General features: G+C 63.3%; 23 protein-coding genes and 2 pseudogenes. 20 read left to right on the top strand and 5 right to left on the bottom strand.

Annotation, left to right across the window (positions count from 1 at the left end; all coding sequences use genetic code 11):
* Positions 1 to 5 precede the first annotated feature (5 nt).
* Positions 6 to 470: a YidB family protein gene (locus D0550_RS07480; RefSeq protein WP_414717270.1), complete on the top strand. Its 465-nt coding sequence runs from the start codon at positions 6 to 8 to the stop codon at positions 468 to 470.
* Between the two features lie 7 nt (positions 471 to 477).
* Here D0550_RS07480 and D0550_RS07475 read toward each other — a convergent pair whose 3' ends face one another.
* Both D0550_RS07475 and ettA read right to left on the bottom strand, forming a co-directional pair.
* Complete coding sequence (locus D0550_RS07475; protein ID WP_116808496.1) at positions 478 to 1,131, bottom strand: cation/multidrug efflux pump; 654 nt, start codon at positions 1,129 to 1,131, stop codon at positions 478 to 480.
* A 37-nt stretch (positions 1,132 to 1,168) separates the two neighbouring features.
* Positions 1,169 to 2,845 (bottom strand): energy-dependent translational throttle protein EttA, encoded by a 1,677-nt coding sequence (gene ettA / locus D0550_RS07470; RefSeq protein WP_116808495.1) that lies wholly within the window; start codon positions 2,843 to 2,845, stop codon positions 1,169 to 1,171.
* A 256-nt stretch (positions 2,846 to 3,101) separates the two neighbouring features.
* Here ettA and D0550_RS07465 point away from each other — a divergent pair, with 256 nt between their 5' ends.
* From D0550_RS07465 to D0550_RS07375, 19 genes and pseudogenes are all read left to right on the top strand, one after another.
* Complete coding sequence (locus D0550_RS07465) at positions 3,102 to 5,819, top strand: cation-transporting P-type ATPase (RefSeq protein ID WP_116808494.1); 2,718 nt, start codon at positions 3,102 to 3,104, stop codon at positions 5,817 to 5,819.
* Entirely contained in the window at positions 5,816 to 6,697 is an 882-nt protein-coding gene (locus D0550_RS07460; RefSeq protein ID WP_116808493.1) for a universal stress protein, read from the top strand. Before D0550_RS07465 ends, D0550_RS07460 begins: the two co-directional genes overlap by 4 nt.
* Before the next feature lie 69 nt (positions 6,698 to 6,766).
* Positions 6,767 to 9,674 (top strand): annotated as a pseudogene (locus tag D0550_RS07455) (monovalent cation/H+ antiporter subunit A).
* Positions 9,674 to 10,018 carry a Na+/H+ antiporter subunit C gene (locus D0550_RS07450; RefSeq protein ID WP_116808492.1) on the top strand — a complete coding sequence of 115 codons (345 nt, stop codon included), beginning with the start codon at positions 9,674 to 9,676 and terminating at the stop codon, positions 10,016 to 10,018. The pseudogene D0550_RS07455 and the gene D0550_RS07450 overlap by 1 nt, the downstream one beginning before the upstream one ends.
* On the top strand, positions 10,015 to 11,640 hold the full coding sequence (locus D0550_RS07445) for a monovalent cation/H+ antiporter subunit D (protein ID WP_116808491.1): 1,626 nt from the start codon (positions 10,015 to 10,017) through the stop codon (positions 11,638 to 11,640). The genes D0550_RS07450 and D0550_RS07445 overlap by 4 nt, the downstream gene beginning before the upstream one ends.
* Positions 11,637 to 12,122 carry a Na+/H+ antiporter subunit E gene (locus D0550_RS07440; protein ID WP_116808490.1) on the top strand — a complete coding sequence of 162 codons (486 nt, stop codon included), beginning with the start codon at positions 11,637 to 11,639 and terminating at the stop codon, positions 12,120 to 12,122. The genes D0550_RS07445 and D0550_RS07440 overlap by 4 nt, the downstream gene beginning before the upstream one ends.
* On the top strand, positions 12,119 to 12,400 hold the full coding sequence (locus tag D0550_RS07435; RefSeq protein WP_116808489.1) for a K+/H+ antiporter subunit F: 282 nt from the start codon (positions 12,119 to 12,121) through the stop codon (positions 12,398 to 12,400). The genes D0550_RS07440 and D0550_RS07435 overlap by 4 nt, the downstream gene beginning before the upstream one ends.
* Positions 12,397 to 12,714, top strand: a complete 318-nt coding sequence (gene mnhG / locus D0550_RS07430; protein ID WP_116808488.1) for a monovalent cation/H(+) antiporter subunit G — start codon at positions 12,397 to 12,399, stop codon at positions 12,712 to 12,714. The genes D0550_RS07435 and mnhG overlap by 4 nt, the downstream gene beginning before the upstream one ends.
* Positions 12,715 to 12,819: 105 nt before the next feature.
* Positions 12,820 to 13,809, top strand: a complete 990-nt coding sequence (locus D0550_RS07425; protein WP_206606149.1) for an acetoin utilization protein AcuC — start codon at positions 12,820 to 12,822, stop codon at positions 13,807 to 13,809.
* Positions 13,810 to 13,904: 95 nt separating this feature from the next.
* Complete coding sequence (gene glyA, locus D0550_RS07420) at positions 13,905 to 15,167, top strand: serine hydroxymethyltransferase (protein ID WP_116808486.1); 1,263 nt, start codon at positions 13,905 to 13,907, stop codon at positions 15,165 to 15,167.
* 30 nt (positions 15,168 to 15,197) lie between these two features.
* Positions 15,198 to 15,704 (top strand): transcriptional regulator NrdR, encoded by a 507-nt coding sequence (gene nrdR / locus D0550_RS07415; RefSeq protein WP_116808485.1) that lies wholly within the window; start codon positions 15,198 to 15,200, stop codon positions 15,702 to 15,704.
* A 2-nt stretch (positions 15,705 to 15,706) separates the two neighbouring features.
* Positions 15,707 to 16,804: a bifunctional diaminohydroxyphosphoribosylaminopyrimidine deaminase/5-amino-6-(5-phosphoribosylamino)uracil reductase RibD gene (gene ribD, locus D0550_RS07410; RefSeq protein WP_241520753.1), complete on the top strand. Its 1,098-nt coding sequence runs from the start codon at positions 15,707 to 15,709 to the stop codon at positions 16,802 to 16,804.
* 72 nt (positions 16,805 to 16,876) lie between these two features.
* Positions 16,877 to 17,470, top strand: coding sequence for a riboflavin synthase (locus D0550_RS07405; RefSeq protein ID WP_116808484.1), 594 nt, complete (start codon positions 16,877 to 16,879; stop codon positions 17,468 to 17,470).
* A 16-nt stretch (positions 17,471 to 17,486) separates the two neighbouring features.
* Complete coding sequence (gene ribBA / locus D0550_RS07400; protein ID WP_116808483.1) at positions 17,487 to 18,593, top strand: bifunctional 3,4-dihydroxy-2-butanone-4-phosphate synthase/GTP cyclohydrolase II; 1,107 nt, start codon at positions 17,487 to 17,489, stop codon at positions 18,591 to 18,593.
* Between the two features lie 111 nt (positions 18,594 to 18,704).
* Positions 18,705 to 19,181, top strand: coding sequence for a 6,7-dimethyl-8-ribityllumazine synthase (gene ribH, locus D0550_RS07395; RefSeq protein WP_116808482.1), 477 nt, complete (start codon positions 18,705 to 18,707; stop codon positions 19,179 to 19,181).
* Positions 19,181 to 19,639: a transcription antitermination factor NusB gene (nusB, locus tag D0550_RS07390; protein WP_116808481.1), complete on the top strand. Its 459-nt coding sequence runs from the start codon at positions 19,181 to 19,183 to the stop codon at positions 19,637 to 19,639. The genes ribH and nusB overlap by 1 nt, the downstream gene beginning before the upstream one ends.
* Before the next feature lie 32 nt (positions 19,640 to 19,671).
* On the top strand, positions 19,672 to 20,640 hold the full coding sequence (thiL, locus tag D0550_RS07385; RefSeq protein WP_116808480.1) for a thiamine-phosphate kinase: 969 nt from the start codon (positions 19,672 to 19,674) through the stop codon (positions 20,638 to 20,640).
* Positions 20,641 to 20,663: 23 nt separating this feature from the next.
* Positions 20,664 to 21,113 (top strand): phosphatidylglycerophosphatase A family protein, encoded by a 450-nt coding sequence (locus D0550_RS07380; RefSeq protein ID WP_241520752.1) that lies wholly within the window; start codon positions 20,664 to 20,666, stop codon positions 21,111 to 21,113.
* A 15-nt stretch (positions 21,114 to 21,128) separates the two neighbouring features.
* Positions 21,129 to 22,442 carry a serine/threonine-protein kinase gene (locus D0550_RS07375; RefSeq protein WP_153067081.1) on the top strand — a complete coding sequence of 438 codons (1,314 nt, stop codon included), beginning with the start codon at positions 21,129 to 21,131 and terminating at the stop codon, positions 22,440 to 22,442.
* Positions 22,443 to 22,456: 14 nt separating this feature from the next.
* On the opposite strand, the gene D0550_RS07370 is transcribed toward D0550_RS07375, so the two are convergent.
* The 3 genes and pseudogenes from D0550_RS07370 to dxs all read right to left on the bottom strand — a co-directional run.
* Positions 22,457 to 22,939, bottom strand: a complete 483-nt coding sequence (locus tag D0550_RS07370) for a hypothetical protein (RefSeq protein ID WP_116808477.1) — start codon at positions 22,937 to 22,939, stop codon at positions 22,457 to 22,459.
* A gap of 120 nt (positions 22,940 to 23,059) precedes the next feature.
* Positions 23,060 to 23,887, bottom strand: a complete 828-nt coding sequence (gene folE2, locus D0550_RS07365) for a GTP cyclohydrolase FolE2 (RefSeq protein ID WP_116808476.1) — start codon at positions 23,885 to 23,887, stop codon at positions 23,060 to 23,062.
* 139 nt (positions 23,888 to 24,026) lie between these two features.
* Positions 24,027 to 25,328: pseudogene (gene dxs / locus D0550_RS07360) on the bottom strand (1-deoxy-D-xylulose-5-phosphate synthase); the annotation flags it as partial.

Raw genomic sequence — 25,328 nt, 5'->3', positions numbered from 1 at the left:
GCCTCGTGCCAGGGGCATATAGTCGCGCCCTCTTCGACTCAGTGGAGGGTTCCGCCATGGGATTGCTCGATCAAATCGGCGGCATGCTCGGAGGACATCGGCAGGCTAGCGACCCGAGCGAAGCCGCGAATAAAGGCCTGTTGCAACAAGTTATCGGCATGCTCAGCGCGCCGGGCGCGCTGAACAATCTCACCAGTGCTTTCCAGGGCGCCGGCCTGGGTAACGTGTTGCAGTCGTGGATAGGCAAGGGTGAGAACCTGCCCATTTCCGGCGAGCAAGTGAAACAGGTGCTGGGATCGGGCACGGTCTCGGATTTGGGAGCACGCGCCGGACTGAGTGAATCGGACACTTCCAACAAGCTCGCGGGCATGCTGCCGCAAGTCATCGACAAGCTGACGCCGGACGGCAAGCTGCCGTCACAAAGCGATCTGAGCTCGTCGCTCTCGTCGATGGGCAAACTGTTCCACTGACCGAGATTTATTTCCAGCTGCCGGCGGCTTGTTGAGCCGCCGCATTCACCGGGCGGGCGATCAAGCCGGTCTGGGTTATCGAGATCTCATAACGGGCGCCGTCGGACATCGGCATGTAAGCGGCATTGCCGTAGACGGCGTCCACGAAGGGCAGGCGAGTGGGCTTGTCGAGCGTGATCTGCCACAGATCCAGCCCGGGGTTTTCGGCGAGCGGATACACCGTGCGATCGGCGGTGCGCTCCTGAGTGATGTCGCGATAGCGGCCGCTGACGCGCTCCAGGCGATACTGCGCGTCGAGGCCAAACAGATTCGCCCAGCCTTTCCATTTCAAGACGCGCGCGTCGAGTTGCCACTCGTCGCCGGACAAAACAAACATCTGGATCTCGCCGTTCGGCACTTGCGTGAGCGTGGCGTTGAACGTCTGCGGTGCGCGCTGCTCGAACACGATCTCGGCGACCGGGCGCTCGAGCGTCAGACGAGCGTAGGTATGCAGATTCAACGATACGACGAACAACAAGGCTGCAATGGCGAGTAGCAGTGCGCCCGTGAAGGCGCTACCGCCAGCGGCGAGGAATCGGGCGCGGAACAGCCGCTGACACGCGAGTATCAGCAGCAACAGTCCGAAGATGGCGATGATTAGAATGACTGCGTTGGAGATCACGCGTTAGCCGTCCGTGTCAGCGCCATCTTGGATGTCCTCACGCGTCGAGCTTCTTGTAACGGATGCGATGCGGAGTGGCCGCATCGTCGCCCTTGCGACGTTTGAAGTCTTCGACGTATTCCGCGTAATTGCCTTCGAACCAGGCCACTTCGGAGTTGCCTTCGAAGGCCAGGATGTGGGTGGCGATACGGTCCAGGAACCAGCGATCGTGCGAGATCACGATGGCGCAGCCCGGGAAGCCCAGCAACGCTTCCTCGAGCGCGCGCAAGGTTTCCACGTCGAGGTCGTTGGTGGGCTCGTCGAGCATCAGGACGTTGCCGCCGCTCTTGAGCACCTTCGCCAGATGCACGCGATTGCGCTCACCGCCCGACAGCTCGCCGATCAGCTGCTGCTGCTGCGCGCCGCGGAAGTTGAAGCGACCGACGTAGCCGCGCGACGCGGTTTCGTAGTTGCCGACCTTGATCATGTCGAGTCCGCCGGAGATCTCCTGCCATACCGTGTTGCTGTCGGTCAGCGACTGACGCGATTGATCGACGTAAGCCAGCTGCACCGAGGAACCAATTCGGATCTCGCCGCTATCCGGTTTTTCCTGGCCGGTGAGCATGCGGAACAGCGTGGTCTTACCGGCGCCGTTCGGGCCGATCACACCGACGATGCCGCCGGCCGGCAGGTTGAAACTCAGGTTGTCGAACAACAGGCGCTCACCGAAGCCCTTCTTCAGGTTCTGCGCTTCGATCACCAGCTCGCCCAGGCGCGGGCCGGGCGGAATATAGATTTCATTGGTTTCGTTGCGCTTCTGGAATTCCTGCGAAGCCAGCTCTTCGTAGCGCTGCATACGAGCCTTGCTCTTGGCCTGGCGTGCTTTCGGATTGGAACGCACCCACTCCAATTCGCGTTCCAGCGTCTTGCGCAGGCCTTCCTGTTGTTTCTCTTCCATGGCCAGGCGCTTTTCCTTCTGGTCGAGCCAGGAGGAATAGTTGCCCTGCCAGGGAATGCCGTGGCCGCGGTCCAGTTCCAGGATCCAGCCGGCGACGTTGTCGAGGAAGTAACGATCGTGCGTGACCGCGATGACGGTGCCGGGGTACTGCTCGAGGAAACGTTCCAGCCAGGCGACCGACTCGGCGTCCAGGTGGTTGGTGGGCTCGTCGAGCAGCAGCATGTCGGGCTTGGACAGCAGCAGGCGGCACAGCGCGACGCGGCGGCGCTCACCGCCGGAGATCTTGGTCACATCCGCGTCCCAGGGCGGCAGACGCAGGGCGTCGGCGGCCACTTCCAGCGTGCGCTCCAGTTCCCAGCCGCCCTTGGCGTCGATGGCGTCCTGCAGCTTGGCCTGCTCTTCGAGCAGCTTGTTCATCTCGTCCGGATCCAGGTCGGGATCGGCGAACTTGTCGCTGACCGCGTTGAAACGGTCGATCAACGACTGCACTTCGCCGACGCCTTCGAGCACGTTGCCGCGCACATCCTTGTTTGGATCCAATCCCGGCTCCTGTTTCAGGAAGCCGATCTTGATGCCGGGCTGCGGGCGGGCCTCGCCGTCGATCTCCTTGTCCTCGCCCGCCATGATGCGCAGGAGCGAGGATTTACCCGAGCCGTTCAAGCCCAGCACGCCAATCTTGGCACCCGGAAAAAACGACAGGGAGATGTCCCGCAGGATGATGCGCTTGGGCGGCACCACCTTGGAGACGCGGTTCATGGTGTAGATGAATTGGGCCATGGGATCTGTGGCTCGCTCTCGAGGCTTGAAATCGTTACGGGCGCGGAACGCGCGCAAGGAGCGGCATGATACAGGGATCGGCCCGCGGGCGGAGCGGCCGATTTTTCACGCTCCTGCCTGGAATCCCGTACTTGCTAGCGCCTTCCCCGCATGGTTGCGAGGGGGCCAATGTCGGCACTGTGCGGGCCTGCTGGTCAGGAGCTCAAGGAACGTAAGTGATGGGGTGAACCACGAGTCGAGCGAGGCATGGCACGCCATGCAGATTTCCGAGGTAGTGCAAACCCTCGGTACCGATGCAGACGCCGGGTTGTCTGGCCGAGCAGCCGCCGACCGGCTGCGGCGGTTCGGCCCCAATAAACTACCTGCGCGCCACCGGCGCCCGGCCTGGCTACGGCTGCTGCGCCAATTTCACAATGTCCTGATCTACGTGATGCTCGCCGCGGCAGTCATCACGCTGACGCTTGGCCACTGGATCGATACCGGTGTGCTGCTGGCGGCGGTGGTCGTCAATGCGGTGATCGGTTTCATCCAGGAAGGCAAGGCGGAAACGGCGCTCGATGCCATTCGGCAGATGCTGTCGCTGCACGCGATGGTGCTTCGGGATGGCAAGCGTGTGGAAGTGTCCGCCGAGGATCTCGTCCCGGGGGATGTCGTCGCGGTCGTGTCGGGCGACCGGATTCCGGCCGACCTCCGTATCGTCAGCGCGAAAAATGTGCGCGTGGACGAGTCGCTGCTGACCGGTGAATCGGTCACGGTGGCCAAATCGGTCGCGCCGGTGGACGGCTCGGCGGTGCTCGCGGAGCGGCGCTGCATGCTGTACTCCGGCTCATTGGTTGCGTCGGGAAGTGCCACAGGAGTGGTGGTCGCTACGGGTGTCCGCACGGAACTGGGCGGCATCGGCGCAATGATCGCCGCGGTCGAGGAAGTATCCACGCCGCTGGTGCGTCAGATCGCTCAGTTCAGCCGTTGGCTGGCCGTGGCCATTCTGGTGCTGTCGGCGATGACATTCGTAATGGGTGTCTGGTGGCGCGGCCACGGCGTCAGCGACATGTTCATGATGGTCGTCGCGCTGGCGGCGTCGGCGATTCCGGAAGGATTGCCGGCGATCATGACGGTGACACTCGCCTTGGGCGTGCAGCGGATGGCGCGCAGAAATGCAATCGTGCGCAAGTTGCCGGCGGTGGAAACATTGGGCGCCGTCACTGTGGTCTGCTCCGACAAGACCGGTACGCTCACCAAGAATGAAATGACCGTGCAGCGAGTCATCGCCGCGCCCGGCGTGTTCGAGGTCGGTGGCGTGGGCTATGAGCCGAGCGGTGCAATTCTGTTTGCTCACCACGCGGTAGCGGTTCAGCAGGATTCCATCTTGCGCGAGGCCGCGCGTTGCGCCGTGTTGTGTAACGACGCCGCGCTGCATTCATCGCCAGACGGATGGAGCATCGCGGGCGATCCGACCGAGGGCGCGCTACTCACATTCGGTGTGAAAGCCGGCATCGATCTCGACGCTGCACGGTTCGAAATGCGGCGGACGGATGTGATTCCGTTCGAGTCCGAGCATCGCTTCATGGCAACGCTGCATGCCGATCCGCGCGGCGCCGCGGTCGTCTATTTGAAAGGCGCGCCCGAAGTAATCATGAGCAAATGCACGGCGCAGATGGGTCGCACTGGGCCCGCGGCGCTCGATGTCGATTACTGGCGCCGCGGAATCTCTGATCTCGCCGGTCGCGGCATGCGCATCCTCGCGCTCGCGTGCAAGCCCGTCGATGCATCTCAACATCACCTGTCGACCGATGACGTCGAGCAGGGCTGCACACTGCTCGCGCTGCTCGGAATGATCGATCCGCCGCGTGAGGAGGCGATTGCCGCCGTGGCCCAGTGTCACGCGGCGGGAGTGCGCGTCAAGATGATCACGGGCGATCATGCGGATACCGCGCGTGCCATTGGCGCACAACTCGGCATCGGCCGGGGAAATGCGGCGCTGACCGGCGCTGAAGTGGAAGTGCTGGACGATGAGGCGCTGCGTGCCACCGTCGAAAGCATCGATGTGTACGCGCGCGCGAGCCCCGAGCACAAACTGCGGCTCGTGCAAGCGCTACAAGCGAATGGCGATGTGGTCGCGATGACTGGCGACGGCGTCAACGACGCGCCTGCGCTGAAGCGCGCCGATATCGGCGTCGCCATGGGGCGCAAGGGCACGGATGCAGCCAAGGAATCTGCGGATATGGTCCTCGCGGACGATAACTTCGCGACCATCGGCAAAGCGATCCGCGAGGGGCGCGCGGTTTACGACAACATCAAGAAGTTCATTCTGTTCATGCTGCCTACCAATGGCGGCGAAGCACTCGTGATCGTGGTCGCGATCCTGTTCGAGCTGACCTTGCCGATGACGCCCGCGCAGATTTTGTGGATCAATATGGTGACATCCAGCACGCTCGGTCTCGCGCTTGCGTTCGAGGCGGCGGAGGACGATGTCATGCGGCGGCGGCCGCGCGCACCGGATGAGCGGTTGCTGAGCGGCTTCTTCATCTGGCGTATCGTGATGGTGTCGGTCTTGATGATGCTGGCCGCACTCGGGTTGTTCCTCGGGGAAATGCAACGCGGCGCTACGCTGGAGGCGGCGCGCACGATGGCGGTGAATGCCATCGTGGTGAGCGAGATGTTCTATCTTGTGAACAGCCGCTTCATCCATGCCACGGTGCTGTCGCGCCGTGGTTTGCTGGGCAATCCCTACGTCCTGGTGGCGATTGCTGTATGCGCGGTGCTGCAGCTCGCGTTTACTTACTGGACGCCGTTTCAGACCGTGTTCGGTACGACCGGGTTGTCCGCGGCGGAATGGGGGCGGGTGTTACTGGCGGGCGCCTTCGTGTTCGTCGTGGCCGAGATTGAAAAGTTGATTCAGCGTTCGCGCGGGCGGCGTCAGCACTACCAGCCGTCGCAAGACACGCTGCAAGCGTTACGAGGAGAGAATATATGAGCACATCGATCGGAAAAATCGTCGTCGCCACCGATTTCTCGATGTACTCGCATCGTGCCGCGCTCCGCGCCGGTGCGCTTGCGAAGGAGCACGGGGCCGGACTGCAGCTGCTGCACATCCTGGACAGAGCATCGGTGAAGGCCCTGCAACGGTTCTCGCAGGCCGATTCGAGTGGCGACGCCGTGCTCGTCGCCGAGGCCCGGCAAAGGCTCGAGGCGCTCGCGGGCGATGTGGTCGCGGCCGGCGGTGCCTCGAGCGAATGCGTCGTGGAGATTGGCGAGGTCAACGATGCGGTGCTGGCGATGGCGGCGAGCTCGGACCTGCTCGTGTTGGGCGCCCGCGGACTGAATCCCGCCAAGGATCTGCTCCTGGGTGCCACCGCGGAGCGCATCGCGCGCCGCGTTCAGCGTCCGCTGCTGGTGTCCAAGCAGGATTCGCGGATCAATTATGATTCTGTGATCGTGCCGGTGGATTTTTCCGATCATGCTCTGCAGGCGCTCCGCTTTGCGCGAGTGCTGGCGCCTGGGGCGGTGTTACACGTCTTCAACGCGTACGACCCTCCGTTTGCCGGGCGGTTGAGCTCGTCAGGGGTGTCCGAAGAGGCGATGGCGAACTATCGCCATACCACGCGGCTGGAAGCCGAGGCCGAGATGCGAGAGTTCCTGGCGCGCGTGCCCGATGTGAAAGACGTTAACGTGCTCGTCGAGTTGGGCGATGCGCGCACGGCGATCGCCGCGAAGGCCGAGGAGCTGGGCTGTAATCTCATCGTCATGGGCAAGCAGGGCCGGTCCTGGTGGTCGGAGCTCCTGCTCGGCAGCCTGGCGCGGCGGACCATCGAACTGGCCCCGTGCGACGTCGCCATTGTGCCGTCCCACTGATCGGGGATTTTCGATGATTTGCTCCGGGTGACTACCCACCCGGGGCTGAGTCATGCAGCATTGCGCCTGATGACTCTCTACCTCGTACTGCTACTACCGTTCGTCGGCGCTCTGGGTGCCGGCCTGCTCCAAGCCAACGCCCGCAACGTGGAGGCGTGGCTCGCGGCTGCAGTCGCGATTTCCTGTGCAGTCCTGCTCGGCAGGTTCTACCCGGAGGTGGCGGCCGGCGAGGTGGTGCGCGCCTCGGTCGACTGGCTGCCGCAATATGGGCTGTCGTTCGGGCTGCGCCTCGACGGCTTCGCGTGGATGTTCGCCATGATGGTGACGGTGATCGGCGCGCTGGTGGTGCTCTACGCCCGCTACTACATGTCGCCCGCCGACCCCGTGCCGCGCTTCTTCTCCTTCTTGCTGGCGTTCATGGGCTCGATGCTCGGCGTGGTGCTGTCGGGCAACCTCATTCAGCTGGTGATGTTCTGGGAGCTGACCAGCTTTACCTCATTCGTGCTGATTGCCTATTGGTATCACCGTGCCGACGCGCGAGCTGGAGCGCGCATGGCGCTGACAGTGACCGCGGCCGGTGGCACGTGCTTGCTCGCGGCGGTACTGATGCTCGGGCACATCGCCGGTGGCTACGAGTTGGACGACGTGGTCGCGGCGACGCAGGCGATCCGGGCGCACGAGTTCTATCCCTGGATCGTCGTGCTGGTGCTGCTCGCCGCTTTCACGAAGAGCGCGCAGTTCCCATTCCATTTCTGGCTGCCCCGTGCGATGGCGGCGCCGACGCCGGTGTCCGCGTATCTGCACTCGGCGACCATGGTCAAGGCGGGCGTGTTCCTGCTGGCGCGGATGTGGCCAGTGTTGTCGGGAACCGATCTTTGGTTCGCGATCGTCTGCAGCGCCGGGCTCGCGTCGCTGCTGCTCGGCGCCTATGCGGCGACCTTCCAGCGCGATATGAAAGGCGTGCTGGCTTATTCCACCATCAGCCACCTCGGGCTGATCACGCTGCTGCTGGGCATGAACAGCACGCTCGCGCTGGTGGCCGCCGTGTTCCACATGCTCAATCACGCCACCTTCAAGGCGTCGCTGTTCATGGCGGCCGGCATCGTGGACCACGAGACCGGCACGCGGGATCTGCAACGTCTCGGCGGTCTGTATCACGCCATGCCCATCACAGCGACGCTGGCGACGGTCGCGGCCGCGGCCATGGCCGGCGTGCCGCTGCTGAACGGGTTCTTGTCCAAGGAAATGTTCTTTGCCGAGACCATCTTTGCGGGCGAAGAGCTGTGGGTGCGCATTGCGTTGCCGGCGGTCGCCACGCTGGCCGGCATGTTCAGCGTGGCGTACTCGGCGCGCTTCATCCGGCAGGTGTTCTTCGGCAAGGCGCCAGGTGAGTTGCCGCGCGAACCGCATGAGCCCACGCGCTGGATGTTGCTGCCCAGCGCCACCCTGGTGCTGGCCTGTTTGCTGGTGGGAACGCTGCCGGCGATCACCATCGGCCCGGTGCTCGAGCTGGCAACGCGGTCCATCCTGGGCGATGAACGCATGCCGCACTACAGCCTTGCCGTGTGGCACGGCCTGAACACGCCGCTGATGATGAGCGCGGCCGCGTTCCTCGGCGGCATTGCCATTCACATATGGTTGACGCGCCAGGGGCATCCGGTCGGCATGTTGACGCCGTTGTTCCGGCGCTTCGACGGCAAGCGCGCCTTCGCGGTTGCGCGTGTCACGCTGGTCCGCGCCGCGACCAAGCTGGCGCGCATCATGTCGTCGACGCGCCTGCAGACTCAGCTGGCCTTGATCGTGTTCTTCATCATCGCCATGGCGGCGGTAGCGACGACGGGGCACTTGGGAATCGACCTCGGTACTCATCTGGCGTCGATCGATCCGGCCTTCGCACTGCTGTGGCTGGTGGGCGGCGCTTGTGCCATCGGCGCGGCGTTGCAGGCGAAGTTCCACCGTCTCGCGGCGTTGATCATGGTGGGCTGCGCAGGTCTGGTCACCTCACTGACGTTTGCATGGTTCTCCGCGCCCGATCTGGCGTTGACGCAAGTGAGCGTGGAAGCCGTGACCACCGTCCTGCTGCTGCTCGGACTGCGGTGGATGCCAAAACGTCTGCCGTTGGAGTTGCAGAATCGAGATACCACCCGCGCACGTTTCCGCCGGTTGCGCGATGCAACGCTGGCGGTGGTCGCCGGCCTGGGAATGGCAGTGTTGGCTTACGCGGTACTCACGCAGCCCGCCGGACCGAGCATCAGAGACTTCATCGTCGAGAACGCATTGCCTCGCGGCGGCGGCCAGAACATCGTCAATGTCATCCTGGTCGACTTCCGCGGCTTCGATACGTTCGGCGAGATCACGGTGCTCGGCATCGTCGCGCTGACGATCTACAAACTGTTGCGACGGTTCCGGCCGGCGCCCGAAGTCATGGCCACCTCATCGGAGAAGCGCGATCCGTCGCGTGAGCTCCCCGACCCGCGTGATCCGGTACCTCGAGGCGCGTTGCTCGTGCCCGCCATTCTCGGGCGGTTGTTGTTGCCGATGGCCGGTGTGGTCTCGGTGTTCTTCCTGCTGCGCGGTCACAACGCGCCCGGCGGCGGCTTCGTCGGTGGGTTGGTGATGGCCACGGGCTTCATCGCGCAATATCTGGTGAATGGCACCTTGTGGGTGGAGTCGCGCATGCGCATCCATCCGCAATATTGGATCGGCGGCGGCCTGCTGTGCGCGGCCGGTGCCGGCGCGCTCGCGTGGTTCGCGTCGAAANAACCCTNNTTCTTTGTCTGCAATCGTGTGGGAGCCCAAATTGCCATTGATAGGCAAATTGCATCTGTCGAGCGTGCTGCTGTTCGATCTCGGCGTCTATTTCCTGGTGGTCGGCACGACTACGCTGATGTTGATCGCACTGGCTCATCAGTCGCTGCGCAGCCATCGGCGCGTGTCCGATGACGATACGATGACCAGCGTCAGGATGGTGCGCTGATGGAGCTGATCTACTCTGTGGCCATCGGCATCTTCTGCGCCTGCGGCGTGTGGCTGGTGTTACGGCCGCGTACGTTCCAGGTGATTCTCGGGCTGGCGCTGCTGTCCTACGCGACCAATCTGTTCATTTTCGCGATGGGGCGTCTGACGCTGGACCGTCCGCCGCTGATTGATCCCAATGTGGTGCCCGATCCGGCGTTGTTCGACGATCCGATCCCGCAGGCCCTGGTGCTGACCGCCATCGTGATCGGCTTCGCGACCACGGCGCTGTTCCTGGTCATGTTGATCGCGGCGCGCGGCTTCACCGGCACCGATCATGTCGATGGCGTGGAGAAGGGCGAGTGAGCACGTTGTTACAACACTTGCCGGTCCTGCCCATCGTCTTGCCACTCGTGAGCGGTGCGCTGCTGTTGTTTCTGCCGCAGTCGCGCACCATGCTGCGGTCGTCGATTGCATTGCTGACCATTCTTGCCCAGGCGGCGATTGCCGCGTACCTGCTGTACCGGTTGATCAAGCCGCAATCCGGACTGCTCGAGCATGGGGTGGAGGTATACCTGCTGGGCGGTTGGGTCGCGCCGTATGGCATCGTGCTGGTCGTCGATCGATTGGCGGTGTTGATGCTGGCGCTGACCGCGGCCATCGCTTTGCCCGTGCATGTTTATTCGCTGGCACGGTGGGATCGCGTCGGCGTGCACTATCACTCGATGGTGCTGTTCCTGTTGATGGGCCTCAACGGCGCATTCCTCACCGGCGATCTGTTCAATCTGTTCGTGTTCTTCGAGATCCTGCTGGCCGCCTCGTATGGCCTGTTGATGCATGGCTCGAACGCAGTGCGCGTGACAGCTGGCTTGCACTACGTCGCGGTCAATCTGATCGGCTCGCTGATCTTCCTGACCGGTGTGGCGCTGATCTACGGTGTCGCTGGCACGCTGAACATGGCGGACCTGGGCCTGCGCTGGGCGGCGCTGGCAGACGCGGACCGCGGCCTGTTCGAGGCGGGCGTGGGCATCCTCGGCATCGCGTTCCTGATCAAGGCGGGCGTCTGGCCGCTCAATTTCTGGCTGCCGCGGACGTATAGCGCCGCCAGCCCGCCGGCGGCTGCGATGTTCGCGATCATGACCAAGGTGGGTGTGTACTCGCTGCTGCGCATTGGCTCGTTGCTGGCGCAGCCCGACGCGCCGGTGCCATTCGGTGGGCCGTGGCTGTTCTATGGCACGGTGGCGACGATCTGGTTCGGCATCGTTGGCATGCTCGCTGCGCGACAGTTGACGCGATTGGTGGCGTTCTCGGTGATCGTTTCTTCCGGCACGCTGCTCGCAGTCATCGCGCTGCGCGTCACTCCGGCCCTCGCGCCGATGCTGTTGTATCTGATCGCATCGGTCCCGGCGGGCGCGGCCTTCTTCCTCATCGCCGGCATGAGCGAGCGCATGCGCGTCAACTCGGTCACCGAAACGATGGCGCCGCAGCCGACCACGTACACCGCATTCATGGCAGGCGAGCCGGCCGAGGTCGCCGATAACGAGGTCGACGAAGTCGGCGTCGCGATCCCGGCCGCGCTGGCTTTCCTGGGCCTGGCGTTCGTCAGTTGCGTGATTCTCACCACTGGCCTGCCGCCACTGGTGGGCTTCCTCGCCAAGTTCTCGATGATCTCGGCACTGCTGGGGCCGGCGCTGGATGAATCGTCGGCGGATGCATGGCTGCTGATCGTCTCGCTGCTGGTCGCGGGATTCACCGGCCTGTTCGCGCTGACCAATCGCGGCATGCGGACCTTCTGGCAGACCGGACGCGCGACGCCGCGGCTGCGCTTCATCGAGGCGGCACCGGTCGCCTTCCTGATCGTGCTGTGCGTGACCATGACCATCCTCGCCGGCCCGGTCATGGAATATCTCGAGGAGACGATAGAGTGGCTGCAGGATCCGGCGGCATATATCCAGGCAGTCATTCCCAGCGCGGAGGTGGCGTTATGAAGCGCATTCCCGTGCTGTTTCCTGTGGGCTTGGCCGTGCTATGGCTGGTACTCACAGGGTCGCTGTCGCTCGGCAATATCCTGCTGGGACTGGTGGTCGCATTCGGCATGGTGCTCAGCTTTCAGAAGCTGCGGCCCGTGCGGCCGCGTCTGCACCGAGTACACGTCGGCTTCATCCTGCTGTTCGTGGTGCTCAAGGACATCATCAAATCGAACATAGCGGTGGGCCGCATCGTGCTGGGACTGACCGGCAGGCGCGAAGTGAAAAGCGATTTCCTCGACATTCCTCTGGATTTACGCGATCCGCACGGGCTGGCGGTGCTCGCCATGATCGTGACCGCAACGCCGGGCACGGTCTGGTCGGGCCTGACCGATGACTCCTCGGTGCTGAAACTGCACGTGCTGGATCTGCAGGATCCGGAGGAATGGATCCGCATCATCAAACAACGCTACGAGCGGCCGCTGCGGGAGATCTTCGAATGAATGCCGTACTGCATGGGGCGGTGTGGTTCGCGCAGTTGTGCTTCGCGCTGGCGATGGTGAATGCCGCGATCGCCATGATGCGAGGACCGACCGCGCAGGATCGCGTGTTGTCGCTCGACACTCTGTATATCAACGGCATGCTGACGCTGCTGTTGTTCGGCGTGCGCTGGACTTCGTTCGTGCATTTCGAGGTGGCCATGCTGATTGCGCTGTTCGGCTTCGTCGGCTCGGCGTCGCTGGCGATGTTTCTGTATCGAGGCGAGGTGATCGAGCCATGATCCCGGAGATTCCTGCTTGGGCGGCGTTGCCGGCCACGGTGCTGCTCATCATCGGCGGGCTGCTGACGCTGGTGGGCTCCATCGGACTGCTGCGGCTGCCGAACTTCTTCATGCGCATCCACAGTGTTTCCATGGGCAACACGCTCGGCGTGGGCTGTGTGCTGGTGGCGTCGATGCTGATTGCTACGGCCGTGGCGGAAAGCCCGGTGATTCATGAGCTGCTGATCACCTTGTTCGTGGTATTCACCGCGCCCATTACCGCCATCGTGCTGATGCAGGCCGCGATCAGAAGAACCAAGCCGCCACGGAAGTGATTTGCGCCGGAATCGCCAGCTCTGGCTATGCTGGCGAGCTTGCGGGTAGAGTGCGCCATTCGATTGTTTGCGTGGCATCGATGTTCGCACCCGGGGTGTTTCGCCGTGTCTGAAGCCAGCCGCAGCGTGTTACTCGTCTCCGGTGACGAAATCGCCCGCTATGGGTTTGGCGACGGCCACCCGTTCGGGACCGACCGGCACGAAGCGTTCATGCGCGAGCTGCACAATTGCGGCATGGACGGCCGAGTCCTGCGCGCCGGGGCGCGGCCCGCCACCCGCGAGGAGCTGGAGTGGTTTCACACGCCTGCTTACATCGATCTGGTGCGTGAGCGCTCGGTGACCGGCCACGGTTATCTGGATGCCGGCGATACCCCGGCATTCCGCGGGGTCTACGAAGCGACCAGCAGTGTCGTCGGCGGCACGCTGACGGCAGTCGAAGCCGTCATGTCCGGCAAAGCCCGGCGAGCGTTCATTCCTATTGCCGGCCTACACCACGCGGCACCCGAGCGGGCTGCGGGGTTTTGTGTCTTCAACGACTGCGGAATCGCCGTCCACTATCTGCGCCATCGCCATCAGCTGAAGCGCGTTGCCTACGTGGATATCGACGCCCATCACGGCGACGGCGTGTTCTATGCGTTCGAGGACGATCCGGATCTGCTGTTTGCGGACCTGCACGAGGACGGCCGATATCTCTATCCCGGCACGGGCCATGCGAATGAGACCGGGGCAGGGCCGGCGCGTGGCACCAAGCTCAATATTCCGCTGCCGCCGGGCGCTGACGACGCCGAATATCACCAGGCCTGGGCGCGGGTCGAGGAGTATCTGCTGGCCGGCCGTCCCGAGTTCATCCTGCTCCAATGCGGCGCGGACAGCCTGGACGGGGATCCAATTACTCATCTGCGCTTCAGCGAGGCTGCGCATGCGCATGCTGCCGCCCGCTTGTGCGCCATCGCCGACCAGCTCGGCCACGGCCGCGTCGTCGCCATGGGCGGCGGGGGCTACAACCGCCGCAATCTGGCCCGGGCCTGGACCCGGGTGGTCGAGTCCTTCCTGGACAGCGAAGAGCAGACAGCGGCCCACCTGGAAGCCGGCTAGCTTTCCGCGGCTGTGCCTGCCCGGGTTTGACGTAGCTGCCTCCGACAGCGCAGCCGCTTTCCCGTACAATCGGCGCCCCTACTGCCGAGGTATCCATGTTTCCCGCCAACGCGACTATTGCCGGCTTCGACCCGGAATTGCAGGCTGCGCTCGACGCTGAGCGTCGCCGCCAGGAAGCCCACATCGAGCTGATCGCTTCTGAGAACTACGCCAGCCCGCGCGTGCTCGAAGCCCAGGGCTCGGTGCTGACGAACAAGTACGCGGAAGGCTATCCCGGCAAGCGTTATTACGGCGGTTGCGAGCATGTCGACGTGGCTGAGCAGCTGGCCATCGATCGCGCCAAGCAACTGTTTGGCGCCGCTTACGCCAATGTGCAGCCGCATTCCGGCTCACAGGCCAATGCCGCCGCCTATCTGGCGCTGATCAACCCGGGCGACACCATCCTGGGCATGAGCCTGGACCACGGCGGTCACCTGACCCACGGCGCCAAGGTGAATTTCTCGGGCAAGCTGTTCAAGGCCGTGCAGTACGGTCTGAATCCGGCTACGGGTGAAATCGACTACGACCAGGCCGAGCGTCTGGCGCAGGAGCACCGTCCGCGTCTGGTCATCGCCGGGTTCTCGGCGTACTCGCGCGTGGTCGACTGGGAGCGTTTCCGCAAGATCGCCGATAGCGTCGGCGCCTATTTCCTGGTCGACATGGCGCATGTCGCCGGCCTGGTCGCGGCGGGTGTGTATCCCAGCCCGGTGGGCATTGCCGACGTGACGACTACGACGACGCACAAGACGCTGCGCGGTCCGCGTGGTGGCCTGATCCTCGCGCGAGAGAACGAAGAGGTTCAGAAGAAGCTCAACTCGCTGGTGTTCCCGGGCACGCAGGGCGGCCCGCTGATGCATGTGATCGCTGCGAAGGCAGTGGCGCTGCTCGAAGCGTTGCAGCCAGAGTTTGCGACCTATCAGAAGCAGGTCGTCGCCAACGCGCGCGCCATGGCGGCTGCGTTCATCAAGCGCAATTACAAAGTGGTGTCGGGCGGCACGGACAATCATTTGTTCCTGCTGGACCTGATCGGTCGCGACATCACGGGCAAGGATGCGGACGCGGCGCTGGGCCGTGCGCACATCACGGTCAACAAGAATGCAGTGCCGAACGATCCTCGCTCGCCGTTCGTCACCAGCGGTCTGCGCATCGGCACGCCGGCGTCGACCACTCGCGGCTTCAAGGAAGCGGAAGTGACCGAAGTGGCGAACTGGATCGCCGACATTCTCGATGAGAATGGCAGCGAGGCCGCCGTCAACCGGACCCGGGCGAAGGTGGAAGAGATCTGCCGCAAGTTCCCGGTCTACACGCAGGCCAAGTAATCAGGAACAGCTCGGCGGTTTCTTCGGCACATGCATTGCCCTTTTTGTAATCACGAAGAAACGAAGGTCATCGATTCGCGGCTGGCGGGCGAAGGACAGCAGATTCGCCGCCGCCGCGAATGTTTGCAGTGCGGTGAGCGCTTCACGACTTTCGAGACCGCCGAGCTGGTCATGCCTCGCATCATCAAGAGCGACGCCAGCCGCGAGCCGTTCAACGAGCAGAAGCTGCGTGGCAGTCTGCTCAAGGCGCTGGAAAAGCGCCCCGTGGCGAGCGAGAAGCTGGATGCCGCCGTCGTGCATATTTGTCACAAGCTGCGTGCGCTCGGTGAGCGTGAAGTGGCTTCCCGGCTGATCGGTGAGATGGCCATGGAAGAGCTGCACTCGCTCGATGAAGTTGCGTACGTGAGATTTGCATCGGTGTATCGCAGCTTCCAGGACGTGGATGCGTTCCGCGAAGAGATCGAGCGCATGCGTGCTCGCGTGCGCGATACCGAAGGTCAGTTGCCGTTGTGGAACGGCGGCGACAAGAAGAAATAAGCATGTTTTCGCGGGTCGACGAACGGCTGATGCAGCGGGCGATCGAGCTGGCCGCGCTCGGCCGTCACACCACGCCACCCAATCCCAGCGTTGGCTGCATCGTTGCTCAGGGTGAGCGGATCGTCGGCGAGGGCTGGCATCGCAAGTGGGGCGAGCCGCATGCCGAGCCGTTGGCGCTGCAAGCGGCAGGTGCGCAGACGCAGGGTGCGACGGTGTATGTCACGCTCGAGCCGCACTCATATCAGGGCCGCACACCGCCGTGCACTGATGCACTGATTCGTGCGGGCGTGAGGCGCGTCGTTATCGGCGTGCTCGATGCAAATCCGAAAGTCAGCGGCGATGGCGTGCGCCAGCTGCAGGCGGCGGGCATCGATGTGCAGGTTGGATTGCTGGCCGATGCGGCCCGCGAGCTGAATCTGGGTTTCGAGAAACGCATGCTCACCGGCCGCCCGCGTGTGATCGTGAAATCCGCCATCAGCCTGGATGGACGCATCGCGCTCGCGAATGGGCAGAGCAAATGGATCACAGGCGATGCTGCACGGGCCGATGTGCAGCAGCTGCGATCGCGAATGAGTGCGGTGTTGACGGGCATCGACACGGTGCTGGCGGATGATCCGCAGTTGAATGTGCGCGACCCGTCGATCGATATGCTCGGCCGTCAGCCGCTGCGAGTCGTGCTCGACAGCAAGCTGCGCATGCCGCCGACCGCGGCGATGCTGAAGCTGCCGGGTGAAACGGTGGTTTTTACGGCTGCTGCCAGTGCCGCGCGCAGCGCCGGCGCCGAATTGGTGGCAGCGCCGTTGGACGCCGACGGTCGCATCGACCTCGAGTTCGTGCTGGCCGAGCTGGGGCGTCGGATGTGCAATGACGTGCTGGTCGAGGCGGGGCCGACGCTGGTCGGTCGAATTCTGCAGCTCGGCCTGGCCGACGAGATGATCGCCTACGTGGCGCCCCTGCTGCTCGGCCCGGACGCGCAGGCCATGGCGAGCCTGCCGGCACTACAGACGCTGGATCAGGCGCAACGATATACAATGCATGCCGTCGACCGGATCGGCGACGACGTGCGCTTGACCCTGCGCCGCCGCCCGGAAGCCTCATAGTCTTTTTTTATCAGCCCCTGGTCCAGTCTGCTGGCAAAGTGCGCTCCTGAGAGTTGATTGGCGATTCGCGAAATGTTTACTGGAATAGTGCAGTCGGTTGGCGAAGTCCGTGCGCTCACACCGCGCGGCGGCGATGTCGAGTTGCTCATCGGCGCGCCAGGGCTGGATCTGAAATCGGTCGCCATCGGCGATAGCATCAGCTGCAGCGGCTGTTGTTTGACCGTGACGCGCATCGAAGGCGATGCCTTCGCCGCGGACGCCTCGTTGGAAACATTGAACGTCACGACGCTGGGCCAGTGGCGCGCCGGTCAGCAGCTCAATCTGGAAAAGGCGCTGTGCGCCGGCCAGCCGCTCGGCGGTCACTACGTGACGGGCCACGTCGATGGCATCGCCACGGTGACCGAACGAGTCAACGATGCGCGCTCGATCCGCGTGCAGTTCGAAGTGCCGGCAGCGCTCGCTCGTTACATCGCTCGCAAGGGCTCGGTCTGCATCGACGGCGTCAGCCTCACGGTGAACGATGTCGAGGGCGCCAGATTCTCCGTCAACCTGATTCCTCACACGCTCGAAGTGACCACCTTGAACGAGTACCGCGTCGGCACGCGCGTCAATTTCGAAGTGGATATCATCGCGCGCTACCTCGAGCGCCTGAACGCTCCCGCCTGATTGGTTTGAGACTCGCATGAAGCTGAATACTATCGATGAGATTCTGGCCGACCTCCGCGCCGGCAAGATGGTCATCATCATGGACGATGAGGATCGTGAGAACGAAGGCGACCTGGTGATGGCCGCCGAGTTCGTCCGCCCCGAAGATGTGAATTTCATGGTGCGCTATGCGCGCGGCCTGATCTGTCTCACCTTGACTCGCGAGCGTTGCAAACAATTGCGTTTGCCGCTGATGGTGAGCGACACCAACATCGACCATCGCACCAACTTCACGTTGTCCATCGAAGCGGCGGAAGGCGTAACGACCGGCATTTCCGCGCACGATCGTGCTGCCACGATCCGCGCTGCTGTGAAGCCCGAGGCCAAGCCGGAAGATCTGCGCCAGCCCGGCCACATCTTCCCAATCATGGCGCAGCTGGGCGGCGTGCTCACGCGCGCCGGTCACACCGAAGCCGGTTGTGACCTGACGCGTCTGGCCGGCGTCGAGCCGGCAGCGGCCATCGTCGAGATCCTGAATGACGACGGCACCATGGCGCGGCGTCCGGATCTGGAGAAGTTCGCCAAACAGCACGGCCTCAAGATCGGCACCATCGCCGACCTGATCCGCTATCGCCTGGAAAAGGAACGTTCGGTGGAGCGCATCGCCGAGCAGCAGGTGCAGACCGAGTTCGGCGCGTTCCGCATGTTCTGCTACGAAGATCATGTGAATCGCACCGTGCACCTGGCGCTGGTAGCCGGCGAGCTGTCCAACGAGCAGCCGCCGCTGGTGCGCGTCCATTTGAAGAACACGTTGAGCGACGTGGTCGGCATTCACGAGCCCGCGCTCGGCTGGCCGCTGCGTTCGGCCATGGCTCGCGTCGCGAAGGAAGGCAATGGCGTCATCGTGATCCTGCGGCCGGAAGAGACGGGCCGCGATCTGATGGACGCCGTGCAGGCCATCAGCCACACGGAGAGCGCCCATACGCCCCGCCACGTCGGCCCGGAAGTGCTGCGAACCTATGGCATCGGTGCGCAGATCCTGCGCGATCTGGGTGTCAGCCGGATGCGGGTGCTGTCGGCTCCGAAGCAGATGCAAGGCCTGTCGGGTTTCGACCTGGAAGTGGTCGAGTACGTCCACGGCTGAGGCCGCCGACGCCGCGCCATGCGGAAAGAGGGGCCTGGCGCGTCCTAGGCCCTGCGGGCCTATTTTCCGTATACTTCGCCCCCCATCCAGCCTGCGCTGCCTGCGTATCCCATGGAATCCATCAAGACCCTCGAAGGCGACCTGCAATGTCGCGAGCTGCGCTTTGCCATCCTGGCGGCGCGCTTCAATGAATTCATCGTCGATCAGCTGGTGAAAGGCGCGGTCGACTCGTTGCGTCGCCATGGCGCCAGCGACAAGCAGATCGAGATCGTGCGCGCTCCGGGTGCGTTCGACCTGCCGGTCGTGGCCCGCAAGCTGGCGCTGAGCAAGCGTTATGACGCCATCATCGCGCTCGGCGCCGTAATCAAGGGTGCCACCGCGCACTTCGATTATGTCGCGGGTGAGTGCGCCGGCGGCCTGGCTCGGGTGGCGAACGACACCGGCGTTCCGGTCTCGTTCGGCGTGCTGACGACGGACACGATCGAGCAGGCGGTGGAGCGTGCCGGTACCAAGGCAGGTAACAAGGGTGCCGATGCGGCCGTGACCGCCATCGAGCTCGCCAATCTGTTGCGCAAGATCGAAGCTTGATGACTGACGAGGCTCCCAAACCAATCGCTCGTGGCACCGGCTCTCGCGCGCGCTCGCTCGCTCGCAAGCTGGCGATGCAGGCGCTGTATCAATGGCAGCTGACGCAGCAGAGCGCCGAGGAGATCCAGCAGCAGTATCTGGAAAGCGAAGACTCGGCCGGCGTCGATGAGGATCATTTCATCGAGCTGGTCAGCCGGGTCATCGCGCGCAATGAAGCGATCACTACCGCGTTGAAGCCGTTCGTCGATCGTCCGCTGGAGCAGCTCGATCCGGTCGAAGCGGCCATCCTGATGATCGGCATGTACGAGCTGCAGCAGCGTCTGGATATTCCGTACCGCGTGGTGATCAACGAGGGCGTCGACCTGTGCAAGCGCTTCGGCGCCACCGACGCGCACAAGTACATCAACGCCGTACTCGATCGCGCCGCCCGCGAGATCCGCGCCGCCGAACGGCAATAGCCGCCGTCCTCAACTGAGGCTACTCTTTCCGTATGAGCCTCGGAGAATTCGACATCATCGCCCGTTACTTCGCGCGCCAGAGCGCGCGAAGCGACGTGCTGCTCGGCGTCGGCGACGATGCGGCCGTGCTCGATACGCATGCGGGCCGCAAGCTGGTCGTCGCGATGGACACCGTCGTCGAGGGCGTTCATTTCCTGACCGACAGCGACGCAGCCGATATCGGCTACCGCGCGCTCGCGGTGAATCTCAGCGATCTGGCGGCAATGGGCGCCGAGCCGGCGTGGATGACTTTGTCACTCTCGCTGTCGCGTGCCAACGAACAATGGCTCAACGGTTTCGCCAGCGGCCTGTTCGAGCTGGCGGATGAATACAACGTCGCGCTCGTCGGCGGCGACACCGTGCGTGGGCCATTGGTCATCACCGTGCAAATCGCCGGCTGGGTCGAATCCGATGCCTGGCTCACGCGTGCCGGTGCCAGGCCGGGCGATCTGTTGTTTGTTTCTGGCATTCCCGGCGAAGCGGCCGCGGGGCTTGCCGTGATTCAGCGTCGTATCCTGGGCGGCGAATCTGCTGCTTTTCTCAGCCATCGTTTCCTGCGGCCGCGACCTCGAATCGAGCTGGGCCGGCAATTGCGAACGGTAGCGACAGCGGCCATGGATGTTTCCGATGGGGTGCTCACCGATCTGAAGAAACTTTGCGCAGCCAGCGGCGTGGGTGCGCAGCTGAACGTCGACTTGTTGCCCGAGTCCGCCGCCATGCGAGAGCTGTTCGAAGCAGACGATTGTTTGCAGTACGCACTGGCCGGCGGCGACGACTACGAGTTGCTGTTCACTCTTCCGGCCGAGCGGGCGGCCGCTGTGCTGAGCTCGCTGCAGCTTCAGCAGCGAGTGACGCAAATTGGCGTCATTACGGCAGATACGGATGTGGTGTGCCTGCGTGACGGCCAGCCGTTCAGGATCAAGCGCGCCGGCTACGATCATTTCGCGGCCGGTGAGCCATGAAGTGGAGTGCGGATCCTGCGCTGATGCGCGACCCCGTGCATCTGGTCGCATTTGGCTTCGGCAGCGGCCTGAGTCCTTGGGCGCCGGGCACATTTGGGACGCTGATCGCAATCCCAATCGTGCTTTTTGTGATGCAGTTCGGCTTTGCCGCGCATCTGGGCTTCGCGATCTTCGCAGCGCTGTTCGGAATCTACGTCTGCGGCGAGAGTGCCAGGCGGCTGGGCGTGCACGATCATCCTGGTATCGTATGGGACGAAATCGCCGGCTTCGCCGTCACGATGTTGACGGTGCCGGCGAATGTTTACTGGGTATTGGCCGGATTCGCTCTATTCAGGCTGTTCGACATCTGGAAACCCTGGCCGATCCGCGAGGCTGATCACAGACTCTCCGGCGGGCTGGGAATTATGCTCGATGATGTTATTGCGGGCATTTTCGCGGCAGCGATTTTGCTCGGAGTGCGAAACATCCTCTAGTCCAGTGAGCCCGAAGTGAGCCCGAGCAGTGAGATGGGCGGTCTGATGGCACAGCGCAACGCCACACGCGAACAGCGCATTCCCGAGAAGATCGGGAAATATGTCATCGTCAAGGAAGTCGGTCGCGGCAGCACCGGCGTCGTTTATCTTTCTCACGATCCTTACTATCGCCGCGACGTGGCGATCAAGGTCTACAACCTCGAGTCGCACGACGAAGATCGCGCGCGCGTGACGCGCAAGATGTTCCTTTCCGAAGCGCACATGGTCGGTATGCTGCAGCATCCGAACATCCTGCCGATCTTCGATGCCGGCGAGGAAAACGGTCACTACTACATCGTCACCGAGCACGTGCACGGCGCCCGCACGCTGTCGGCTTATTGCAAACCGGACAATCTGCTGCCCGTCGATGACGTGGTGGAGATCATGTACAAGTGCGCCAAGGCGCTGCACTACGCACACAGCCGCGGCGTCATTCATCGCGACATCAAGCCGTCGAACATCATGCTCACGCAAGCCAATGACGTGCGCATCATCGACTTCGGTATCGCGTTGGTCGCAGACTCGGATATCTCACGCATCGAAGGCATCGCAGGCAGCCCGTCGTACATGTCGCCGGAGCAGGTGCAGTCGCTCGAGATTACCAATCGCTCCGATCTTTATTCGCTCGGCGCGGTGTTGTACGAGATGCTCACCGGCTTCCGTCCGTTCCGTGGCGGCAATCTTTCCAAGCTGCTGCATCAGATCGTTTACGCCACCGCGCAGCCGATTCATGCACTGCGTCCGGATATTCCAGAAGTGCTGGAGACTTCAGTCGCCAAGGCGCTGCAGAAGGATCCGGCCAAGCGTTATCGCAACGGTCTGGAACTGGCGGCCGATCTGACGCGCGTTCACCAGGCGCTGCGCGATGGGACATCGAAGCTCGATCGTCAGGAACAGTTCTCCATCCTGCGCACGCTGAAGTTCTTCCACGACTTCTCGCAGTCGGAGATTCTCGAAGTGCTGCGCGCGAGCACGTGGCAGGACTACGATCAGGGCGAGGAGATCGTCAAGGAAGGCGAGATGGACGATCGCTTCTACGTCATCGTCTCCGGCAGCGTCGCCGTCATGCGCGCCGGCAATCACGTCGGTCAGCTCGAAGCGGGCGAGTGCTTCGGCGAGACGAGTTATGTGCGCGGCGCCAAGCGTCTCGCGACCATCAAAGCACTCAGCGGCGTGACGCTGATGAAGGTCAGCTCGACACTGCTGGAGCAGAGCTCGGCGGCGTGTCAGCTGCGCTTCAACAAGGTGTTCTTGAGAAGCTTGATCAGCCGACTGCAAAGCGCCAGCTGATAACGCTGCAACGGTTATTGTCCGGCCAGTGCCATCAGTTGCGGCACGACCCGCTCCAGATGCTGGCTCACGATCGGCTCCACTCTGAATAGCCTGGGCTCGCGCACAAACATCTCCTCCAGTGCGCGCGCCACCTCTTCTAAAGGATTGTTTGCGTACCCGCCGCTCGCCAGATGCCCGAGCGCATACGCGAGCATGAAACGATCCGTGCCCAGGATGTGCCACTGGACGGTATGCACCAGCTCATGGAAATGAACCGACTCGTCCGTCGCTCGGGTGCGGTCGACGAAATAGAGATCCCCGTACGTGGTGCCGGCCGCATTCATCTGCTCGAATTCGGAAAACTGATGCAGTCCGAGCACGGTGAGCGGCGGCTTGGGAACGATGTCGACCTCGACCACGTGAGCACGGCTCAGCGTTTCGCTATCGAAGTAGTGGCTGAGACGAGCAAACCCCAGCGAGGTTAGCGGCCGGGCTGCGGGGCGATGCTCCGCCACGGTGGTATCGATCCACCGGCGAATTGCTGGAAGCCTGTTCTGGAGGGCTGAGATGTCCATACAGGGCATTGTATGCCCTGTCATATAAAGGCTTACAAGGTCCGGAAGTCGGTAGTCGGGTTACGAGCCGACCGCTTCGTCCTTGTCGTTCTCGATCAACGCATACGCCGAATGGTTGTGGATGGACTCGAAGTTTTCCGCTTCCACCACATACGCGCGCACGCGAGCTTCGTTGTTCAGTCGGACGGCGACGTCACGAACGATGTCTTCGACGAACTTGGGGTTCTCATAGGCGCGCTCGGTGACGTGTTTTTCGTCGGCGCGCTTGAGGATGCCGTACACCTCGCACGAGGCTTCGGACTCGGCGATGTCGATCAGCTCTTCCAGCCACATGTGGCCATCGACCTTGGCCTTGATGGTGATGTGGGAGCGCTGGTTGTGGGCGCCGTACTTGGAAATGTCCTTGGAGCAGGGGCACAGGCTGGTGGCGGCGACCACGACCTTGAGCCACAGCTCGGACTGGCCGTTGTGCAGCTCGCCGATGAGGGACGCCTGATAGTTCATCAGGCTCTCGACCTTGGAGACCGGCGCCTGCTTCATCACGAAGAACGGAAATTCCATTTCGATGTGACCGGTCTGCGCGTCCAGCTTTTCGGTCATCTGGACCAGGATGTCACGGAACGATTCCACCGAGATCTCACGTTCGTTGCCGTGGAGCAGCTCGACGAAGCGTGACATGTGCGTGCCCTTGAAGTTGTGGGGCAGGGCCACGTACATGTTGAAGTTGGCGATGGTGTGCTGCTCGCCGCTGGAGCGGTCCTTCACGCGCACCGGGTGATAGACGTCCTTGATGCCGACCTTGTTGATCGGGATGCGGCGGGAATCAGCGCGCGCCTGCACGTCCTCGATGGAGGTCGGGGTGGCTACGCTTTTCGGCAATGTCGACATACTGAATTTCCGGACCGGGCCGGAGCTTCCGGCCTAAGGGCTCATCGATTTGGTCGGGTCCAGTATAGATCAAGGGGCGGGGACCGTTTCCCTCGCCCTGGAAATACTGCTATGCCCAGAACTGAGGTATCGGGCCGCCTCAACCGCCGACGGCGAGGCGCTTTTCGCCCTGCCACCAGCGGGCAATGGCGCTTTCCAGGGACGCCAGATCCAGCCCGGCGGCCGCCAGGCAGTCCTCGCGGGAGCCGTGCTCCATGAAGCGGTCCGGGATGCCGAGGTTCAGGGTCGGCGGAATATGCCCATGCGCGGCCAGACATTCCGTAATGGCCGAGCCGGCGCCGCCGGCCACGACATTCTCTTCTACGGTCACGATCGCGCGGTGATTGGCCGCCACGCGCACGATCAGCTCTTCGTCCAGCGGCTTGATGAAGCGCAGGTTCACGACGGTCGCATCGATCTTTTCGGCGATCCGCTCGCACAGCGGGACCATGGCGCCGACCGCGAAGATCGCCAACCCGCTGCGGCCCTCGCGCCGGATCTGGGCTTTGCCGATGGGCAGGGCGCGCATGGTCGATTCGATCGTCGCGCCCGGTCCCTGGCCACGCGGATAGCGCACAGCTGCCGGCAGATTGGACTGCACGGCGGTGTACAGCATCTGGCGGCACTCGTTCTCGTCGGCCGGGGCCATCACGATCAGATTCGGAATACAGCGCATGAACGACAGGTCATAACTGCCCTGATGCGTGGCGCCGTCGCCGCCGACCAGGCCGGCGCGATCGATCGCAAAGGTCACCGGCAGGTTTTGAATCGCGACGTCGTGGATCATCTGATCGTACGCACGCTGCAGGAACGTCGAATAGATAGCGACCACCGGCCGCAACCCTTCGCAAGCCATGCCGGCCGCCAGCGTCACTGCGTGCTGTTCAGCGATGGCAACGTCGAAGTAACGAGACGCGAAACGTTTGGAATATTCGACCAGGCCGGAGCCTTCGCGCATCGCCGGCGTAATTGCGACCACTTTGGGATCGGCAGCCGCCATGTCGCACAGCCATTGGCCGAACACCTGCGAGTAGCTCGGGCCGCTGGCTTTCTCTTTGAAGATCACGCCGCTTTTGGGATCGAACGGACCGGGGCCGTGCCACTTGATCGGATCGGCTTCGGCGGGCGCGTAGCCTTTGCCTTTGCGCGTGATCACATGCAGGAACTGTGGGCCTTTCAGATCGCGCACGTTGCGCAGCGTGGCGACCAGCGCATTCACATCAACATCGTGGCCCATCGATGGGGCCCCGATGTAATTTGAAGCCCAGTTCCTCGAAGATCGTGCCCGGCAGCACCATGCCTTTCATGTGCTCTTCGGAGCGGCGCGCCAGCTCCCACACGGTGGGCATGCGGCTCAACACCTTCTTGCCGCCTTCGCGCAGCGTCGCATACAACTTGCCGG

The sequence above is a fragment of the Steroidobacter cummioxidans genome (assembly GCF_003104955.1).
This window is presented reverse-complemented; position numbering and strand designations above follow the sequence as displayed.

Coding starts and splice junctions, on each gene's coding strand:
- ettA (WP_116808495.1), bottom strand. CDS start 2,845: ATGGCCCAATTCATCTACACCATGAACCGCGTCTCCAAGGTGGTGCCG.
- D0550_RS07465 (WP_116808494.1), top strand. CDS start 3,102: ATGCAGATTTCCGAGGTAGTGCAAACCCTCGGTACCGATGCAGACGCC.
- D0550_RS07460 (WP_116808493.1), top strand. CDS start 5,816: ATGAGCACATCGATCGGAAAAATCGTCGTCGCCACCGATTTCTCGATG.
- D0550_RS07450 (WP_116808492.1), top strand. CDS start 9,674: ATGGAGCTGATCTACTCTGTGGCCATCGGCATCTTCTGCGCCTGCGGC.
- D0550_RS07440 (WP_116808490.1), top strand. CDS start 11,637: ATGAAGCGCATTCCCGTGCTGTTTCCTGTGGGCTTGGCCGTGCTATGG.
- D0550_RS07435 (WP_116808489.1), top strand. CDS start 12,119: ATGAATGCCGTACTGCATGGGGCGGTGTGGTTCGCGCAGTTGTGCTTC.
- mnhG (WP_116808488.1), top strand. CDS start 12,397: ATGATCCCGGAGATTCCTGCTTGGGCGGCGTTGCCGGCCACGGTGCTG.
- glyA (WP_116808486.1), top strand. CDS start 13,905: ATGTTTCCCGCCAACGCGACTATTGCCGGCTTCGACCCGGAATTGCAG.
- nrdR (WP_116808485.1), top strand. CDS start 15,198: ATGCATTGCCCTTTTTGTAATCACGAAGAAACGAAGGTCATCGATTCG.
- ribD (WP_241520753.1), top strand. CDS start 15,707: ATGTTTTCGCGGGTCGACGAACGGCTGATGCAGCGGGCGATCGAGCTG.
- D0550_RS07405 (WP_116808484.1), top strand. CDS start 16,877: ATGTTTACTGGAATAGTGCAGTCGGTTGGCGAAGTCCGTGCGCTCACA.
- ribBA (WP_116808483.1), top strand. CDS start 17,487: ATGAAGCTGAATACTATCGATGAGATTCTGGCCGACCTCCGCGCCGGC.
- ribH (WP_116808482.1), top strand. CDS start 18,705: ATGGAATCCATCAAGACCCTCGAAGGCGACCTGCAATGTCGCGAGCTG.
- nusB (WP_116808481.1), top strand. CDS start 19,181: ATGACTGACGAGGCTCCCAAACCAATCGCTCGTGGCACCGGCTCTCGC.
- thiL (WP_116808480.1), top strand. CDS start 19,672: ATGAGCCTCGGAGAATTCGACATCATCGCCCGTTACTTCGCGCGCCAG.
- D0550_RS07380 (WP_241520752.1), top strand. CDS start 20,664: ATGCGCGACCCCGTGCATCTGGTCGCATTTGGCTTCGGCAGCGGCCTG.
- folE2 (WP_116808476.1), bottom strand. CDS start 23,887: ATGTCGACATTGCCGAAAAGCGTAGCCACCCCGACCTCCATCGAGGAC.